This window comes from Rhodococcus triatomae, assembly GCF_014217785.1.
Lineage (GTDB): Bacteria > Actinomycetota > Actinomycetes > Mycobacteriales > Mycobacteriaceae > Rhodococcus_F > Rhodococcus_F triatomae.
In genome coordinates, this window is record NZ_CP048814.1 from 1,683,131 (window position 1) to 1,700,870 (window position 17,740).

A 17,740-nucleotide genomic window follows, 5' to 3' on the forward strand; every position below is an offset into this window, starting at 1 on the left:
CGTCAGTGCGCGGCTTCGTCCGGGTCGTCCGGCGTACGGCAGCAGTGCTCGAGCCACAGAGCCGCAGCGACGAGCGCCACGGCGCCGCCCAATCCGACCCAGGCGCCCGGAGTGTCGGCCGCCGCCGCCCGCAGAAACGTCTGCTGCGGCAGCAGGTACAGCAGAAAGCCGATCCACACGCCCGCGGTCGCGGATCCCACCAGCGCGGATGCCTTGGCCAACGCAACCGTGCGCGCGGCCGTGATGGGGTGCAGTTGCCGCGGGCCGTCGCCGATCTCACGGTTCGCGACCCGAGTCCGGATCATGAACGCCAGCACCACTTCGATCGCGGCAACCGGATAGAGCGAGGCCCCGGCGAACAACGGAATCGGCGGAAACGAGCCGTAGAACACACGCACCAGGATCCAGGTCGCGACCACGGCCAGGACTGCCAGGCCGAGGAGGTCCCAGATTCTCGTGGGCTTCATCATCGCCGCAACCCCTGGTCGAGCTTCCGGACCCCCGCCCGCTCGGCGGCGTCGAGACGGCTCAGCAGGGCATCGGCACGCACGATCTGATCGTCCACGACGAGTCCGGCGTCCGGTTCGACCTCCAACCACGGGATCAGCACGAACGCACGCTCGTGCGCCCGAGGGTGCGGAAGGGTCAGAACGGGATCGTCGCTGCGGACGTCGTCGCACACCACGATGTCGACGTCGAGCGTGCGGGGCCCCCAACGCCGTGCCCGGATGCGCTCGGCCGCGGCCTCCAGTTCCTGTCCCCGTCGTAGCCATCCGCGGCAGTCGGTTGCCGGGTCGTCCACCACCACCACGGCGTTGAGGAAATCCTGCTGCTCGACACCGCCCCACGGCGCCGTCGCATAGACCGCGGACACCGACACCGTCACGTCGGCGAGCGCGTCGACGACCGACCGCAGATGGGCGAGGCTGTCGCCGACATTGGACCCGACGGACAGCACGGCGCGGCTCACGATCGCCTCGCCCGATCCACCACGACGGCGACGTCGGCGAAGGTCAGCGGGATCGGCGCCGCGGGTTTGTGCACGGTGACCTCGACACGCTCGACCCGGCCGTCCTCGGCGAGCACGGCGTCCGCGATCTCTCCCGCCACCGTTTCGATGAGGTCGCGCGGTGGGCCCGCGACGATACCCGCCGCGAGTTCGGCCAGCTCGCCGTAGTGCAGGGTGTCCGCGAGGGCGTCCGAGGACGCGGCCGGTGCCAGATCCATCCACACCGTGACGTCGACGAGGAAGTCCTGGCCGTCGCGGCGCTCGTGGTCGAACACACCGTGATTGCCGCGGACCCGGAGGCCGCGCAGTTCGATCCGGTCAGGCATGCCCGCGCCCCCATGCGCCCGCGACGGCGATCGCGTCCAGCGACGCCTGCGCGTCGTGTACCCGCACACCCCACGCACCGTGGACGGACGCGAGCGCGGACACCACGGCGGTCGCCGTCTCGCGACCGGCCGGAGGCCGGGGTGCGCCGGTGTCGTCGGCGAGCAGCGCGCCGAGGAAACGCTTGCGGGACGCACCGATCAGCACCGGGAACCCGAGTGCGGTGAGTTCGGGGAGCGCATGCAACAGTGCCCAGTTGTGCCCGGCGTTCTTCGCGAATCCCAGGCCCGGATCGAGCACCAGGTCGGCCGGCTCGACGCCGGCAGCCATCGCGAGATCCACCTGCACCGTCAACTCGGCGGTCACCTCGCGCACCACGTCGTCGTAGTGGTCGGCGGCGCCCCGATGGACGTAATCGGCGGCAGAGCGCCAGTGCATGAGTACCCACGGCGCCCTCGCCTCGGCCACCACCCGCGCCATCTCCGGGTCGGCGCGACCGCCGGACACGTCGTTGACGATCGTTGCTCCCGCCTCCAGTGCGGCGGCCGCGACGGAGGCCCGCATCGTGTCGACACTGACGCAGAGTCCCTCCGCGACCAGGTCCGCGACCACGGGCGCCACGCGAGACGCCTCGATCTCCGGGTCGATGCGGGTCGCGCCCGGACGCGTCGATTCACCTCCGACGTCGACGACGTCGACACCCAGACGACCGAGTTCGATGCCGCGGGCAACCGCGGCATCGCGATCGAGGTACCGGCCACCGTCCGAGAACGAATCACTCGTGACGTTGAGGACACCCATCACTGCGGTACGTCCTGGCGCGGGGAGACGGCTCATTTGCGCAGGATCAGGTCCAGGGCCTCGGACCGCGAGGCGGCGCTCGACTGCAGCGTGCCGCGCACTGCCGAGGTCGTCGTGCGGGCGCCGGGTTTGCGGATACCCCGCATGGCCATGCACAGGTGCTCCGCCTCGACCACCACGATCACGCCGCGCGGATCGAGCTTGCGCATCATCGCGTCGGCGACCTGGCTGGTCAGCCGCTCCTGCACCTGAGGGCGCTTGGCGTAGAGATCGACGAGGCGGGCCAGCTTCGACAGCCCGGTGACCCGACCCGTCGGGCCGGGAATGTAGCCGACGTGCGCGACGCCGTGGAACGAGACCAGATGGTGCTCGCACGTGGAGAACATCGGGATGTCGCGCACGACGACGAGTTCCTGGTGCCCCTCGTCGAAGGTCGTGTTCAGGACGGCGTCGGGATCGGTGTACAGACCGGCGAACACCTCGCGGTAGGCACGCGCCACTCGGGCAGGTGTGTCCACGAGGCCGGGGCGGGACGGATCCTCGCCGACCGCGATCAGCAACTCGCGCACTGCAGCCTCGGCGCGTTCCTGGTCGAACGGCCGCCCGGTGGCAGTGGCCACCTCAGCGGATGGCACCACCGAATCGACGCCTGCCCCGCTGTGGCCGTCACTGCTCAGATCGTTGACCGACAACCGAACACTCCTCCATCACCGGGGCCGTGTGCCCGGGCACCAGCCTAATGTCGCGGCACCAGCCTAATGTCGCGCTGATCAGCGACCGCCGTCCGGCCCCTCCCACGCGCGGGTGGGGGTGTCGTCGTCTCCCGGCCGAGCCTGATCCTGTGGGCCCTGCTGGGCCTGCTCCTGTGGGGCCGGGCCTTGTCCGGCCTGCGGCTGGGACTGTTGGCCGGGCTGTTCCCAGCCCTGCTGTTCGGGGCCCTGGCCACCGTCACGCGGCGGCCAGCCGGGTGCTGACCAGCCGGCCGGGGCACCGTAGTCGGGCCGCTGCTCGGGTACACCCGGCTGGTACGAGCCGGGAGCCGGCTGCTGGTAGCCGCCGCCCTGCGGGTAGCCCCCTTGCGGATAGCCACCGTACGGCCCACCGTTCTGAGGTCCACCGTTGTGGGGCCCACCGTGCTGCGGGCTGCCGTACTGGGGGCCGCCATGCTGCGGACCGCCGTACGGACCGCCGTACTGGGGGCCACCGTGGGAAGGACCCGCGTGCTGCGGTCCACCATGCTGCGGCCCGCTGTTCTGGGCGCTACCCTGCGGCACCTGCGGCTGCGGGTACCCGTTGGACGGCGTTGCCTGCGCCCCTGCGCCGCTGAGCACCGGCTCGGGCTCCTGGTGCGGGGGCCACGGCTCGCCGCGTTCGATGGCGAGCTCGCGCGGAGTCTTGATCGGCGGCTTGTCCGAAGGAACGCGATCGCCGAAATCGTTGAAGAGGGTGATCCGGGGACGCTTCTCCACCGACGTGAAGATCTTCTCGAGATCCTTACGGGTGAGGGTCTCGCGTTCGAGCAGTTCCGACGCCAGGACGTCGAGCACGTCGCGATACTCGTTGAGGATCGACCACGCCTCGGTGTGTGCCGCCTCGATGAGGTTGCGCACCTCCTCGTCGATCTCGCGGGCCACCTCGTGCGAGTAGTCCGACTGCACGCCCATGGAGCGTCCGAGGAACGGGTCGCCGCCCTCCTGTCCGTACCGGACGGCACCGAGTTTCGCGCTCATGCCGTATTCGGTGACCATCGCACGAGCGATCTTGGTCGCCATGTCGATATCCGACGACGCTCCCGTCGTCGGCTCGTGGAACACCAGTTCCTCGGCAGCGCGGCCACCCATCGCCATGACGAGTCGCGCGATCATCTCGGACCGGGTCATCAGGCCCTTGTCGTCCTCGGGGACGGTCATGGCATGGCCCCCGGTGCGGCCCCGCGCGAGGATCGTGACCTTGTACACCGGCTCGATGTCCGGCATCGCCCACGCCGCGAGAGTGTGCCCGCCCTCGTGGTAGGCGGTGATCTTCTTCTCTTCCTCGCTGATGATCCGGCTCTTGCGCCGCGGTCCGCCGACGACGCGGTCCACGGACTCCTCCAGCGCGGCCTCGGTGATGAGGCTGCCGTTCTCGCGCGCCGTGAGCAGCGCCGCCTCGTTGATGACGTTGGCCAGGTCTGCGCCGGACATGCCGACAGTGCGCTTGGCCAGGCCCTCGAGGTCCGCGTTCTGGTCGATCGGCTTGCCCTGCGAGTGCACCTTCAAGATCGCCCGCCTACCGGCCAGGTCGGGTGCACCGACCGGGATCTGACGGTCGAACCGGCCCGGGCGCAGTAGCGCCGGGTCGAGAATGTCCGGTCGGTTGGTGGCCGCGATGAGGATGATGCCCTGGCGGTCGCCGAAGCCGTCCATCTCGACGAGCAACTGGTTGAGCGTCTGCTCGCGCTCGTCGTGGCCACCGCCGAGGCCGGCACCGCGCTGACGGCCGACGGCGTCGATCTCGTCGACGAAGATGATGCAGGGGCTGTTCTGCTTGGCCTGCTCGAAGAGGTCGCGGACACGGGAGGCGCCGACACCGACGAACATCTCCACGAAGTCCGAACCGGAGATGGTGAAGAACGGGACACCGGCCTCGCCTGCGACGGCGCGGGCGAGCAGCGTCTTACCCGTTCCCGGCGGGCCGTAGAGCAGAACACCCTTGGGGATCTTCGCGCCGAGCGCCTGGTAGCGCGCCGGGCTCTGCAGGAAGTCCTTGATCTCGTACAGCTCTTCGACGGCCTCGTCCGCACCCGCGACGTCGGAGAAGGTGGTCTTCGGCATGTCCTTGGACAGCTGCTTGGCCTTCGACTTGCCGAAGCCCATGACACCGCCGCGGCCACCGCCCTGCATGCGGCTCATCACGAAGAAGAAGATGCCGAGCAGAATGATCATCGGCAGCATGAACAGCAGGATCGAGGAGAACCAGCTGTCCTGCGTGACCGTGGTGTTGTAGCTCTCGAGACCCTGCGAGGACACCTTGTCGAACAACTGCTCCGACGCCGACTCCGGGTACTTCGCGAGGATCTCGGTGCTGCCCTCGGTGTCGTCGTTGCCGTCGTTCAGCCAGAGCCGGATCTGCTGCTCGCGGTCGTCGATCTGCGCCTTGTTCACGTTCTCCGCGTCGAGCTGGGCGATCGCGACGGACGTGTCGACATTCTGGAAGCCCCGCGTGTCGTTCCCGAAGTAGCTGAAGGCGTAGATCACCAACAGGATGCCGAAAACGATCGCCAGGTTGCGAATCACTGTCTTACGGTTCATACAGGTCGACCGAAGTGGCCGGTCCTTTCGAGAGTGCGGGCCTTCCGAGTGCGCGTTCCGGGTGTCAACCGGACAAACCAGGTTACCGCGAACTCCCGACTCCCCGTTCGGGGAGCGGTGCACGGACCACCGGGCAGCGTCCGGATACCCGGAGACAGCATCACCACCAACAACGCGCCGCGACCGTGGATGGTTCCCGACCCCCGGCCCGGCGGGTTCAGCTCAGATCGGCGACCCGCTCCCAGGCCCGCGCCCGTTCGATCTCACCGGCCAGGCCCAGGATGGCGGATTCGGCACCCGGTGGACCTGCGATCTGCACTGCCGTCGGTGTCCGCGAAACCGGGTGGACCCCGAAGGGAACACTCGCGGCCGGCCAGCCGAGCAGGTTCCACACCGGCGTGAACGAGGCGTAGCGCACGTTGGACAGCATGTTCGCCACCCAGGACTTCTCGCTCCAGGCGATGGCCGCGGGTCCGGGACGCAGGAGCGTCGGCGTGACCACCAGATCGATGCCCTCGAACACGCGGGAGAACGCTGCTTCGAGCCGGTCCAGCGAACGGGGGTTGACCGACCGCAGCATCCGGCCGACACCGATGTGCCTGCGAGTGCGCGGCTGCAGGAGTTCGTCGTCGAACTCCTCCGCGTCGGCGGCGGTGCCCAGCGTCCACCGCGCGAGCAGTGGCAGCAGGTCGACCGGATACGGCAAGCGGGTCGGCGTGGTCCGGTGACCGAGATCGGCGAGCAACGAGCCGGCATCGTGCGCCGCAGCGCTCCACCGTTCGTCCACCGACACCACCGGGCTCGGCGACGACGGTGCGATGCCCACGCGCAGGGGCTCGGGAGTGGCGACGTCCGCGAGGCCCGGTTCGGCCGCGAGCACCGACAGCATCAGTGCCGCGTCCCCGACCGTCGTCGCGAGGACGCCGTTCTCTCCCATACCGAACCAGCTGTTGGCACCCAGTTCCGACGGAACCAGTCCCCGGCCGGGCTTGATCCCGAACACTCCGCAGTTGGCCGCGGGAATCCGGATGGAACCGAGGCCGTCCGTGCCGTGGGCCAGTGGCACCATGCCCGCGGCGACCGCGGCGCCGGCGCCGCCGGAGGACCCACCTGCGGTGTAGGCGGGGTTGCGGGGATTGCGGGTGATCCGCCCCGGGACGTCGGTCGTGCCCCACACGCACAGTTCCGGAACGGCGGTCCGGCCGACCAGGATCGCGCCCGCCTGTCGCAACCGGGTCACGACGGGGTGGTCGGTGGTCGCGGGTTCCATGGGCGCCGCGGCGGATCCCTCGCGCAATGTGTGGCCGGCCATCGGGACCACGTCCTTGATCGCCACCGGGACTCCGGCGAGCGGGAACTCGGCGCGGTCGGGCGCCCGGTCCAGGGCGACTGCCGCAGCGCGAGCCTCGTCGGCGTGGACGTCCACGAACGCGTGGAAGACGTCGTCGTGGCGCGCGATCCGATCGAGCGTGCTCTCGACGACGTCGGCGGCGTCGAGGGTGCCCGCGCGGACGCGCTGCGCGATCGTGACGGCGGTCTCGGGACTGTTCGCGGGCTCACCCATCCGGCGAGTATAAGGAGAGCGAGGTCACCTGGTCATGCCCGCCGGGTGCCCGCCCGGTTCTTCCGGCAGATTCGCCCCGGCACTTCCGGCAGGTTCGACTGCCGTGGCCTGTCAGCCGCCGTAGACCTTCGGGTCGAGGGTGCCGATGTACGGCAGGTCGCGGTACCGCTCCGCGTAGTCGAGCCCATATCCGACGACGAACTCGTTGGGGATGTCGAAGCCCACGTGGGCCACCTCGATGTCCACCTTGACGGCCTCCGGCTTGCGCAGCAGCGTGACGACCTCGAGGGAAGCCGGGTTGCGGGTGGAGAGGTTGCGCATCAGCCAGGACAGGGTCAGCCCGGAGTCGATGATGTCCTCGACGATCAGCACGTGCCGTCCGGCGATGTCCTTGTCGAGATCCTTGAGGATCCGCACCACACCGGAGGACGAGGTGGACGAGCCGTAGGAACTGACGGCCATGAACTCGAGTTGCGAAGGGATCGTCAGGGCCCGCGCGAAGTCGGTCATGAAGAAGATGGCGCCCTTGAGCACGCCGACGAGGAGCAGGTCGCCGTCGGGTCCGCCGTCCGGGTAGCGCCCGGCGACCTCCGCGGCCAGTTCGGCGGTGCGCTGCTGGATCTCCTCCTCGGAAATCAGCACCGATGCGATGTCGCCCTCGTACACGCCGTCATACCCTTCCTCGGTCGTCCAGTCCGACGCTCAGCCTGCCATGCCGCCGGGTGACCACCAACCTCGCCTCGGGCGAACCCCCACCGACCGCCACCCCGCCCTGACCGCGCCAACGGCCGACCAGATCGTCGACCGCCCGTAACTGCTTGTCCGTCAAGGACGTTGCACCCGCGTCGAGGAGCCAGGACCGCAGGACTCTCCTGCGGACGGGCGGCGCGGCCGGCTCGAGGGCCGCGACGTCGACGCCTTCGTCACCGCTCCCACGCGCGTCCCCACCCACATCCGCGGCGAGCACGTCCAGGACAGCGCCGTCCTCACGGAGCTGATCGGCCGTCCGGGCCAGTGCCGCCGACACACCCCCACCGAGGACGTCCTCGAGCAGGGGCAGTACCTCGGCGCGCAGCCGCACCCGCACGAAGTCGGGGGACGAGTTGTGCGGATCCTCGTACGGGTCCAGGCCCAGCTCCCGGCACGCGGTCCGGGTGACGGCGCGCCGGACACCGAGCAGGGGGCGTCCCCACGGCTCGTCGAACGGACTCATGCCCCAGATCGATCGCCCGCCGGAGCCGCGGGCGAGGCCGAGCAACACCGTCTCGGCCTGGTCGTCGAGGGTGTGCCCGAGCAGGACCGGCCGGCCGTGTGCGGCCGCGCCGAGCGCTGCATATCTGGCACGCCGGGCCGCCGCCTCGACCCCGCCGGGCCCCTGCACCTCGACGGAGACGACCTCCGCGGACAGGCATCCGAGCGTCAGCGCCCGCTGCCGTGCCCGATCCGCGACCTCGGCGGAACCCGATTGCAGCCGGTGATCGACCACCACGGCGTGGACGACGTCCGCCTCCGCGACGGCGGCCGCGGTGAGCGCGAGCGAGTCCGCTCCACCGGACAGCGCCACCGTCACGGGGCCGGTCGGTGCGTGTGCGGCCAGCCAGGCCCGTACGGCGTGGCGGACCTCCAGGATCGCGGGCTCCTCCGGGAGTCGCACGGTCAGCCCAGCACCCGCCGCACCCAGGCGTCGGGCTGTTCGATCTCGGTGAGCAGCGGCAGCGTGTCGGGCCCGGCCCACACGGCGTTGAACTGCTGCATTCCCACCCGGTTCACGACGGCGTCGACGAACGACTTGCCACGGACGTACTGGGCGATCTTCGCGTCCATTCCCAGCAGAGCGCGCACCAGCCGCTGTACCGGGTTGCTCTTGCGGTGGCGACGCGCGTCGAAGGCCGAGCGGATGCGAGCCACCGACGGCACCACCGCGGGCCCGACGGCGTCCATGACGTGGTCGGCGTGACCCTCGAGAAGCGTGCCGAGCACGAGGAGCCGGTCGAGCGCCTCACGCTGCGGAGGCGCCTGGGTGGCCCGGAGGAGTCCGACGATGCCGCCGACCGACCCGTCCGCGCCCTCGCCTCTGCCGCGGACCGCGTCGGCGAGACGCCCGGCGATGTCGGTGACGGACTCGTCGGCACCGGAGCCGAGGGTCTCCACCGTCTGCTGCATGTAGTCCGCGAGCCACGGTGAGGACGAGAACTGCACCCGGTGGGTGACCTCGTGCAGACACACCCAGAGCCGGAAGTCGCTGGGCGGCACCTTCAGTGCCCGTTCGACCGCCACGACGTTGGGGGTGATCAACAGCAGGGTGCCGTCGTCCGTGAACGGGTCGTACTGCCCGAGCACGGCCGACGAGAGGTAGGCGAGCATGGCACCGGCCTGCAACCCGGCGGGCTTTCCGACGATCAGTCCGCTGCTGCCCTCCCCACCGGTCAGCTGGGCCATCGAGTTCGCGGCCGCCTCGATCCAGCCGGCGCGGTCGAGCACCAGCGCGTCGGGGACGGGCAGTCCGTCCGCGAGGCCGGTGACGTCGCGGACGGGACCCTCGGCGCGCCTCGACGCGTCGGCGAGTTCCGCATCCGCGGCGTCGGCGGTGTACCGGGTCATCGCCGGCCCCTTGCGGGCCAGGCGCACACCGGCCTTCGCGGCCAGGCCCCAGTCCACCGCGCCGTGGAACATGTTGTCCCCGGTGTCCCCGTCGTCTGTCTGCCTCTCGATCTCGGTCATCGCCCCACCCCGTTCATGTGCACCCGCAGTTGCGCAGCGTCGCGGCGAGCGCGTCGAGCGCGGGCCTGCTCTCGTGTGGTGGCCGTCCGTTGGAGAGCAGCGCGAAGGTCAGGACCCGACCACTCTGGTCGACGACGTAGCCCGCCAGTCCGCTGGCCTCGGAGAGGGTGCCGGTCTTGGCCCGCACCCAGCCGGCACCGTCCCGGTTCCCGGAGGCATACCGGTCGGAGAGGCTGCCGGTGGAACCGGCGACGGGCAGGTAGTCGAGCATGGGGCGCAGTTCGGTGTGTTCACCCGCGGCGGCGGCGGTGAGGATCTGGTCGAGCAACCGCGGTGTGACCCGGTCGTCCACCGACAGACCGCTGGCGTCGTGCATGACGAGGCCGGTCATGTCGAAACCCGCCGTGTAGAGGGCCTGGCCGATCGCCGCGGCGGCGCCGTCGAACGACCCGGCCGCGCCGGCGTGGATCGCGATCTCGCGACCGATGGCCTCGGCGAGCACATTGTCCGAGTGTTCCATCATTTGCTGCAGTCGGTCACGCAGTGGGGCCGATCGCACCTCGGCGAGGACGTTCGCGCCCTCCGCTGCGGAACCGGCGACGACCGTCGCGGGGTCGATGCCCAGCGCCGACGCGATCGTGCGGCCGGCGTCGAGTGCCGGTGACGGACTGCGCGGCGACTCGTCGCGGAGCGGGTCCAACCGGCCACCGTCGATCATCACCGGCTCGGTGGGGGTGATGAAGCCCGCTCCGACGTCCTCGGGGAACCAGCCGGACGCCATCGCGGGTCCGCTGTAGATCCCGGTGTCGACGACGAGCGAGGTGGGTTGCACCCCCTGGGACCGGATCTGCTCCACCAGATCGGAGACTCGCGCGGCACCCGGGTAGTAGCCGGAGGTGCCCGGCGGCATCGCGGTCAGGGTGGGGTCGCCGCCGGCGACGAGCACGATCCGCCCCGGTTCGTCCCCCTCGACGAGTGTGGTCGGCACCCGCTGGTCGCCGGGGAGAGTGAGCAGGGCCGCGGCGGCGGTGAGCACCTTCGTGGTCGACGCCGGGAGTTTCGGGGACTCGGGGCCGACGCTCCACAGCTCCTGCCCGGTCTCGGCATCGCTCACGGTGCCGCTGAACGACCCGAGGTCGGGGTTGGCCGCTGCCGGACCCAACGCGGCCGCGAGCCCGGCGGGAGTCGGCGCGGGGGCGCCACCCGGCAGGGGGACGACCTGCGGCGCCGCGGTGACGAGCGGCGGGGTGGGCAGTGCCGAGACCGCGTCCCCGGTACCGCGCGTCCGGTCGACGGCGATGACGACTGCCGCGATCGCGACGGCAACCACCGCGATCGTCGCGAGGAGGATCCGCATGTTGCGGCGGTGCCGCTCCTCCAACCTGCCGACCTTCTTGCTGTCCTGGCCAGCCAACGCGCCTCCCTCTCGTCCCGGCACCACCCGGTGCGGCACCCGGTGGCACCGAGTTCCCCACCGTGCGACGTTCCACTGTGCGACCTCACACCCTATCGCCGGGCGGTATCCTTCCCGACGAATCATCACCGATACGACAGCGAGGAAGCGGCGTGGAGTTCGACGTCACGATCGAGATCCCCAAGGGTCAGCGCAACAAGTACGAGGTCGACCACGAAACGGGTCGGGTGAAGCTGGACCGGTACCTGTACACGTCCTTCGGCTACCCCGCGGACTACGGGTACATCGAGAACACCCTCGGCGAGGACGGCGACCCGCTGGACGCGATGGTGCTGCTGCCGGAGTCGGTGTTCCCCGGCGTCATCGTCGAGGCCCGCCCGATCGGCATGTTCAAGATGGTCGACGAGGCCGGTGGCGACGACAAGGTGCTGTGCGTGCCGGCCGGAGATCCCCGCTGGGACCACGTCCAGGACATCGGCGACGTGTCCCAGTTCGAGCTGGACGCGATCAAGCACTTCTTCGTGCACTACAAGGACCTCGAGCCGAACAAGCACGTCTCCGGCGCCGACTGGGTCGGCAAGGCCGAGGCCGAGAAGGTCATCACCGAGGCGTTCGACCGGCTGAAGGCACAGGGCGGGCACTGATCCACTCGCGCTGCCCGCGCGAGGACCGCAAGAGGAACGAAGCGCCGCCGACGGCTTCCGTCGGCGGCGCTTCGTCGTGTCGGCACCCTCAGGAGAGTGCTTTCGCCTTGAGCTGGTCGAACTCGGCCTGGGTGATCGTCCCGGCGTCCAGAAGAGCTTTTGCCGTGGCGATCTCGTCGGCGGGGGTCTTTCCTGCCACGTCCCGGATGTAGCTGTCCGCCGCATCCTTCGCACTCCGATCGGCCTCGATGTGCCGTTCGGTCATACCGCGGCCACGCACGACCAGGTAGACGAACGCGGTGAGGTACGGGATCAGCACCAGGAAGACGATCCAGATGATCCGTGCGACGGCGGAGATCTCCTTGTCGCGGAACAGGTCACCGAGGATCTGGAAGAGGATCAGCAGGTAGGCGACGAACGCGAACACCACGATCGTGTACCACAACAGATCCCAGATCGAGTCGAGCATGGGTGGGGCTCCTTCGGTCGCGGCCGGCTCCCCGTCGGAGCAGCACGTATCGGTTGCCGCTCGGACGTCCGGGTCGGGGCCCGACCGCGGCGAACGATCGCACGTTCGGCCCCAGCCTCGTTTCCGCAGCGCAGGAGTGATGGTAGCCGGACAAGGGCCCGGACGAGCGGTGGGCGCGGCCCGCTCCTCGCCCGTGTCCCGCCGGGGCGAACGGCCGGAAACGGCGCGGGAACTCCCGTCGTGCGCAAGGATTCGGCGTATCGCACCATCCGGGCTCGCACGAGGGAGTACGCCGTGACCGAATCGAATCGACAGTCGAACACGCTGGCCGCCGTGTTCACCCCCGCGCGCATCGTCGCGCTGGCACTGACGGCCCTCGCCGTGATCTTCGTTCTGCAGAACCGGGACTCGACGTCCATCAACCTGTTCTGGATCACCGTGCAGTCGCCGATGTGGTTCACCCTGCTCGCGGTGTTCGTGGTCGGCCTGGTGACCGGCGTGCTCACCACCTCACGCCGGGCCAAGCGTTCCGCCTCCTGACGACGGGGTGGAAGCTCAGGAGCCCTTGAACTCCGGCGGACGCTTCTGGAAGACGGCCGTGATGGCCTCGGTGAGGTCCTCGGACGGCAGGAACGCGGCGTTCCAGGCGGCGACGTAGCGCAGGCTGTCGTCGACCTTCGCGGACCGCGAATGGTCGAGGACGTTCTTGACGCCCTGCACGACGAGCGGCGGGTTCGCAGCGATCTCCCGTGCCGTCTCACGTGCCGCGGCGAGCGCCGCGTCCGCATCGGCGAACACGTCGTTGACCAGGCCGATCTTCTCCGCGCGCGCCGCGTCGATGTCCTTGCCGGTGAGCGCGAGCTCCCGTAGATGCCCGTCGCCGATGATCGCGGGCAGCCGTGCGAGGCTGCCCATGTCGGCGACGATCGCGACCTTGACCTCGCGGATGCTGAACTTGGCGTCGGCACTCGCGTACCGGATGTCGGCGGCGCTGACGAGGTCCACTCCCCCGCCGATGCACCAGCCCTGGATGGCAGCGACGACCGGCTTGCGGCAATCGGCGACCGCGTTGACGCCGGACTGCATGCGCTTGATCAGGTCGTGGAACTCGGTGCGCGGGCCGGCCTGCGCCTTGTCCGCGAGTACCGCACCGAAATCGCCGCTCATGGCGGGCAGGTCGAGCCCGTAGGAGAAGTTCTTTCCCGAGCCTGCGAGCACCACGGCGCGCACCTCGGGGTCGGCGTCGAGCTCGGCGAAGATCTGCGGCAGCTCGGACCAGAAGTCCGGGCCCATCGCGTTGCCCTTGCCGGGCCCGGTGAGCGTCACCTGCGCGACCGCGCCCTCACGCTCGACGGTGAATGCAGTCCACGACTTCTCATCGGTCATTACCGAAGGGTAACAACTGCCGGGCGAGGACCACCCGGAAGTGCCCGATCTGCAGATTCGAGGGGTGTATCTGTATATTTCCGTCACACCAATCTGTGTTCGACTCGAAACGGGGGAAGCGTGCTCGACTTCGGCCTGCGACCGACCTTGGAAACCATGACCCGCAACGCCTGGGGCCTGTCGTTCGGGAGCGGGATCCGGCCGACGGAACCCACCCCGTCGACGCGGATCGCCGAGGGGCACCACAGCGACCTCTACCGGTTCACCGGACCCGCCGAGGACGGCGGCACTCCGATCCTCCTCGTCCCGCCACTCGCCGCTCCGGCAACATGCTTCGATCTGCGGCCCGGCCAGTCCCTGGCGGCACACCTCGCCGCGGGCGGCCGCCCCGTCTATCTCGTGGACTACGGCGAGATGCGGTACGCCGACCGCGGAATGGGATTCGAGGCATGGACGGACGACATCCTGCCGCGGACGATCGAGACGGTGTCGGCACACCATTCCGGCAGCCCGGTGGACGTCGTCGGCTGGAGCCTCGGCGGCACTCTCTCGCTGTTGTCCGCTGCGGCGCGGCCCGACCTGCCGATCGGATCGATCGTCGCGCTGGGCACGCCCATCGACTACACCCGTATCCCGACGATCGCGCCGCTGCGCATCATCGGCCGGTTCACCGGAGACCGCCCGCTCACCTCGACGACCGGGCTCCTGGGCGGGCTCCCCTCACCGATCGTCCAGGCCAGTTACCGGTTCACGGCACTGCCGCGGGAACTGATGCGGCCGATGTTCATCGCTCGCAATCTGCACGACACCGAGTCGCTGGCGCACATGGAGTCGATCGACCGGTTCATGGGGTCGATGCCGGGATACCCCGCCAAGTTCTTCCAGCAGATGTGCGCGCAGCTGATCCTCGGAAATTCTCTGGCCGACGGCTATTTCGACCTGGACGGCCGGATCGTCGAACTGGCCGACATCAGGAACCGGGTGCTGCTGATCGCCGGCACCGAGGACGTCATCGCCCCGACCGCATCGGTCGAGGCCGGGCAGACGGCACTCACCGGTGCGAAGGAACTCCGCTACGACACGGTGCCGGGGAGCCACCTGGGTATCGTCGCCGGCGTCCGCTCCCGGGAGACCACGTGGGCACAGATCGACGGCTTCCTCGCGGAGGTTTCCGCAGTCCCGGCCTGAGTCACACCGCCGTCCCGGCGAAGGTCACACCGCCGTCCCGGCGTGAACGAGACCCGGCCCGAACGGCGGTCAGGCGAGGCCGGCGCGCGCCACGGCGCCGGCGAACAGCGCGGTGACGGCGGCCCCCATGGCGTTCCGATCCACTTCCTCCGGGTCCACCGAGTGTTCGAGGACCAGCCCGGAGATCAACGCCATCAGGGAGATCGCCGTGGTGCGGACGTCGAGGGCGTTCTCCACACCCCATTCGCGCGCGCGCTCGCCGATCAACTCGATCAGGCGTGTCCGCAGGTGCCGGCGCTCGCGCAGATAGGCCTGCGCGATCTGCGGTTCCCGCGCGGCGAGCAGCCCGAACTCGAGCACGAGCAGTGACCACCCGGGATCCTGCACCAGTGACGACGCGATCTGCTGCCCGCTGTGCCCCACGGCGTCGGCCGGGTCCATTCCACCGATCTCGGCGAGTACACGGCCGGCCAGTTCCAGGGATCGCTGGGCGAACAACTCCGCGAACAGATCCTGTTTGGACGCGAAGTTCGAGTAGACCGCGCCCTTGGTGAAGCCGGCGCGGCGGGCGACCTCGGAGAGCCGGGCCGCGCTGAATCCGCGCTCGGCGAACTCGTCGGCGGCCGCGTCGAGTAGACGCGCTCGTACCACGCCGCGACCCGGCCGCGGTGACGTCGCCCACTGTTCTTGACCATCCCGAGTCACGATACCTACGGTATTCAATACCTCGGGTATCGGCAATGCCTTGCCTCCCGAGATTCCGGAACAGACGATTCTCACGCGGAAGGACGGTGCGGTGACAGCAGCGGGCGAGCAGGAGACGGCGAACGAGCAGGAGGCACACCCGCACGAGCGGCACGACCCGGTGGCCAGATACGGGGTCCCCAAGGTCATGGCGGCCCTGCTGATCGGCGTGCTGGCACTGCAACTCGGATTCATCCTCAGCTACGTCGCCGCGTTCCACCAGCCGGTCCCCCGCGACATCGCCATCGCTGTCGTCGCCGGGGAGGGCGTGCCCGACGACGTGGTCGCCGAGGTCGCCGGGCAACTCGACGAGTTGGACGGGAACCCCCTCGACACCCGGGTACTACCGAGCACCGCCTCGGCCCGCGCACAGATGCACGCCCGCGAGATCCAGGGCGCATTCGTCGTCGGAGCGGACGGGCGCGACACCCTCGTGGTCGCGAGTGCGGGTGGCAGTTCCATCGCCGGGGCCCTCGAATCCGTGATCGCACAGGTGGAGGCGAGCCAGGGGCGTCAGTTCGACGTGCGCGACGAGATCCCGGTCGGCGTCCACGACAATCGTGGGCTGTCCGGCTTCTACCTGGCGATCGGGTGGGTGGTCGGCGGATACCTCCTCGCCGCGGCGATCGGCCTGTTCATCGGGGCGCCGACGTCGCTGGCACAGGCGGCGGCGCACACCGCGGCACTCCTGGTCTACTCGCTGGTCTCCGGTGCGCTGGGAGCACTCATCACCACGCATCTGCTCGGTACCTTCGCCGGACACTGGTTTCCGCTGTGGGTCCTCGGGTCCGGGGTCGTGTTCGCGACCTCCGTCTTCACTCTCGGACTTCGGGCGTCACTCGGCATCGCCGCGGTCCCGTTGGCCATCGCCGTGTTCGTGATCCTGGGGAATCCCAGCGCGGGAGGGGCGTTCGGCGCCAACGTGATCCCCGCCTTCTACGCCACCATCGGCCGGTGGATCACGCCCGGCGCCGGAACGGAGGGGGTGCGTTCGGTCGTGTACTTCGGCGGCACCGGGCTCGGGCAACCCGCTCTCGCACTGGCGATCTACTCGGCAGTAGGACTGTCGCTGCTGTTCGGATTCACGGCTCGGCGAGCGCGACGGCGGCGGCAGCTTCTACGCTGAGTACATGCCGACGCCACTGCACCGCAACGCGGCTCACGTCGCAGCCACGTTGATCGCCCGTGGACACCACGGCGTGATCGTCACCCGGTCCGAGTCCACTCACACCGCGGACGAGGCGGCGAGCTCACTCGGCGTACCAGTGGGTGCCATCACGAAGTCGCTGGTGTTCCTCCTCGACGACGACCCGGTCCTACTCCTCGTCTCGGGTGGACACCAGGTCGATCTCGAACGCACCGGAAAGCGTCTCGAGGGCACACTGACGCGGGCACCCGCAGACGTGGTGCGCGCAGTGACGGGCCAGCCGATCGGTGGGGTCGCCCCGGTGGGCCACCCCACCAATCTGCCGACGTATCTCGACAATGCCCTCGCCGGGTACCCGGAACTCTGGGCGGCGGCCGGTCACCCGCAGACCGTCTTCCGCACCAGTTTCCCCGAACTGTTGCGGATCACCGCCGGGCTCGCGATCGACGTCGACTGACGCACACCGGTCCCGGCAACTCCCCGCCTCTATAGTGGGGAATCATGACCAACGGGATCAGCGCCGAGGACTACCGGGCAGCACTCGGACGCCATCCGGCAGGAGTCACGATCGTGACCCTCGACGCCGGCGCAGGGCCGGTCGGATTCACCGCGACGTCGTTCGCCTCGGTGTCGCTGGACCCTCCATTGGTCACGTTCAACATCGCCGAGACGTCGTCGAGTATCGGGGCGCTGCGCGGGGCGCGCTCACTGGTCGTCCACCTTCTCGGTGAACACCAGCAACATCTCGCCCAGCGATTCTCCCGCAGCGCGGCCGAGCGATTCGCGGACGAATCACTGTGGGGGCGGCTGGACACCGGCGAGCCCGTGCTGCACGGCACCCCGAGCTGGCTGCGAGCGGAGGTGGACCAGCTGATCCCCGTGGGCGATCACACCCTCGTCGTCGGGCTGGTCACCCGCGTCCACTCCGACGACGAGGACGAGACCGCGTCTGCCCCGCTGCTCTATCACCGGGGTCGCTATCACAAACCGACGGAGCTCTGACCGAACAGATCCGGCCGGGCGGACCGGAACGCTCCGG

Annotated in this window: 20 protein-coding genes; 6 read left to right on the forward strand and 14 right to left on the reverse strand. The window is 69.7% G+C overall.

Translation table 11 applies throughout. The annotated features are described in order from the left end of the window. Positions 1 to 2: 2 nt before the first annotated feature. The 11 genes from G4H71_RS07870 to dacB all read right to left on the reverse strand — a co-directional run bounded on the left by G4H71_RS07870 (position 3) and on the right by dacB (position 11,066). The gene (locus tag G4H71_RS07870; protein ID WP_072740022.1) at positions 3 to 470 is read right to left on the reverse strand and encodes a DUF3180 domain-containing protein; all 468 of its coding nucleotides are present in this window, start codon (positions 468 to 470) and stop codon (positions 3 to 5) included. Continuing rightward, a complete protein-coding gene (gene folK / locus G4H71_RS07875) occupies positions 467 to 970 on the reverse strand; it encodes a 2-amino-4-hydroxy-6-hydroxymethyldihydropteridine diphosphokinase (RefSeq protein WP_072740023.1) in 504 nt (167 codons plus the stop codon). Before folK ends, G4H71_RS07870 begins: the two co-directional genes overlap by 4 nt. Continuing rightward, entirely contained in the window at positions 967 to 1,335 is a 369-nt protein-coding gene (folB, locus tag G4H71_RS07880) for a dihydroneopterin aldolase (RefSeq protein ID WP_072740024.1), read from the reverse strand. The genes folK and folB overlap by 4 nt, the downstream gene beginning before the upstream one ends. Beyond that, a complete protein-coding gene (folP, locus tag G4H71_RS07885) occupies positions 1,328 to 2,170 on the reverse strand; it encodes a dihydropteroate synthase (protein WP_072740025.1) in 843 nt (280 codons plus the stop codon). The genes folB and folP overlap by 8 nt, the downstream gene beginning before the upstream one ends. Continuing rightward, a complete protein-coding gene (folE, locus tag G4H71_RS07890) occupies positions 2,167 to 2,826 on the reverse strand; it encodes a GTP cyclohydrolase I FolE (protein WP_083343323.1) in 660 nt (219 codons plus the stop codon). Before folE ends, folP begins: the two co-directional genes overlap by 4 nt. A gap of 78 nt (positions 2,827 to 2,904) precedes the next feature. Further along, on the reverse strand, positions 2,905 to 5,424 hold the full coding sequence (gene ftsH, locus G4H71_RS07895; protein ID WP_072740026.1) for an ATP-dependent zinc metalloprotease FtsH: 2,520 nt from the start codon (positions 5,422 to 5,424) through the stop codon (positions 2,905 to 2,907). 217 nt (positions 5,425 to 5,641) lie between these two features. Then, positions 5,642 to 6,988: an amidase gene (locus G4H71_RS07900; protein WP_072740027.1), complete on the reverse strand. Its 1,347-nt coding sequence runs from the start codon at positions 6,986 to 6,988 to the stop codon at positions 5,642 to 5,644. 111 nt (positions 6,989 to 7,099) lie between these two features. Next, complete coding sequence (hpt, locus tag G4H71_RS07905; RefSeq protein ID WP_072740028.1) at positions 7,100 to 7,654, reverse strand: hypoxanthine phosphoribosyltransferase; 555 nt, start codon at positions 7,652 to 7,654, stop codon at positions 7,100 to 7,102. Between the two features lie 4 nt (positions 7,655 to 7,658). Then, a complete protein-coding gene (tilS, locus tag G4H71_RS07910) occupies positions 7,659 to 8,642 on the reverse strand; it encodes a tRNA lysidine(34) synthetase TilS (RefSeq protein WP_072740029.1) in 984 nt (327 codons plus the stop codon). Positions 8,643 to 8,644: 2 nt separating this feature from the next. Continuing rightward, on the reverse strand, positions 8,645 to 9,709 hold the full coding sequence (locus G4H71_RS07915; protein WP_072740030.1) for an Rv3626c family coenzyme F420 biosynthesis-associated protein: 1,065 nt from the start codon (positions 9,707 to 9,709) through the stop codon (positions 8,645 to 8,647). Between the two features lie 13 nt (positions 9,710 to 9,722). After that, positions 9,723 to 11,066 carry a D-alanyl-D-alanine carboxypeptidase/D-alanyl-D-alanine endopeptidase gene (dacB, locus tag G4H71_RS07920; protein WP_072740044.1) on the reverse strand — a complete coding sequence of 448 codons (1,344 nt, stop codon included), beginning with the start codon at positions 11,064 to 11,066 and terminating at the stop codon, positions 9,723 to 9,725. A gap of 209 nt (positions 11,067 to 11,275) precedes the next feature. On the opposite strand from dacB, the gene G4H71_RS07925 reads away from it, so the two are divergent. After that, positions 11,276 to 11,767: an inorganic diphosphatase gene (locus tag G4H71_RS07925; RefSeq protein WP_072740031.1), complete on the forward strand. Its 492-nt coding sequence runs from the start codon at positions 11,276 to 11,278 to the stop codon at positions 11,765 to 11,767. 88 nt (positions 11,768 to 11,855) lie between these two features. On the opposite strand, the gene G4H71_RS07930 is transcribed toward G4H71_RS07925, so the two are convergent. Next, positions 11,856 to 12,236, reverse strand: a complete 381-nt coding sequence (locus tag G4H71_RS07930) for an SHOCT domain-containing protein (protein ID WP_072740032.1) — start codon at positions 12,234 to 12,236, stop codon at positions 11,856 to 11,858. A gap of 294 nt (positions 12,237 to 12,530) precedes the next feature. On the opposite strand from G4H71_RS07930, the gene G4H71_RS07935 reads away from it, so the two are divergent. Next, positions 12,531 to 12,776, forward strand: a complete 246-nt coding sequence (locus tag G4H71_RS07935; protein WP_072740045.1) for a LapA family protein — start codon at positions 12,531 to 12,533, stop codon at positions 12,774 to 12,776. Between the two features lie 15 nt (positions 12,777 to 12,791). Here G4H71_RS07935 and G4H71_RS07940 read toward each other — a convergent pair whose 3' ends face one another. Next, entirely contained in the window at positions 12,792 to 13,622 is an 831-nt protein-coding gene (locus G4H71_RS07940; protein ID WP_072740033.1) for a crotonase/enoyl-CoA hydratase family protein, read from the reverse strand. 156 nt (positions 13,623 to 13,778) lie between these two features. Between G4H71_RS07940 and G4H71_RS07945 the strand changes: the two genes are divergently transcribed. Next, the gene (locus G4H71_RS07945; protein WP_139183352.1) at positions 13,779 to 14,810 is read left to right on the forward strand and encodes an alpha/beta fold hydrolase; all 1,032 of its coding nucleotides are present in this window, start codon (positions 13,779 to 13,781) and stop codon (positions 14,808 to 14,810) included. 69 nt (positions 14,811 to 14,879) lie between these two features. On the opposite strand, the gene G4H71_RS07950 is transcribed toward G4H71_RS07945, so the two are convergent. Beyond that, positions 14,880 to 15,515: a TetR/AcrR family transcriptional regulator gene (locus G4H71_RS07950; RefSeq protein WP_072740035.1), complete on the reverse strand. Its 636-nt coding sequence runs from the start codon at positions 15,513 to 15,515 to the stop codon at positions 14,880 to 14,882. 187 nt (positions 15,516 to 15,702) lie between these two features. Between G4H71_RS07950 and G4H71_RS07955 the strand changes: the two genes are divergently transcribed. The 3 genes from G4H71_RS07955 to G4H71_RS07965 are packed head-to-tail and all read left to right on the forward strand — an operon-like array spanning position 15,703 to position 17,703. After that, complete coding sequence (locus tag G4H71_RS07955; protein WP_072740046.1) at positions 15,703 to 16,680, forward strand: hypothetical protein; 978 nt, start codon at positions 15,703 to 15,705, stop codon at positions 16,678 to 16,680. A gap of 4 nt (positions 16,681 to 16,684) precedes the next feature. After that, positions 16,685 to 17,158 carry a YbaK/EbsC family protein gene (locus G4H71_RS07960; RefSeq protein ID WP_072740036.1) on the forward strand — a complete coding sequence of 158 codons (474 nt, stop codon included), beginning with the start codon at positions 16,685 to 16,687 and terminating at the stop codon, positions 17,156 to 17,158. 44 nt (positions 17,159 to 17,202) lie between these two features. Beyond that, entirely contained in the window at positions 17,203 to 17,703 is a 501-nt protein-coding gene (locus tag G4H71_RS07965) for a flavin reductase family protein (RefSeq protein ID WP_072740037.1), read from the forward strand. Positions 17,704 to 17,740 lie beyond the last annotated feature (37 nt).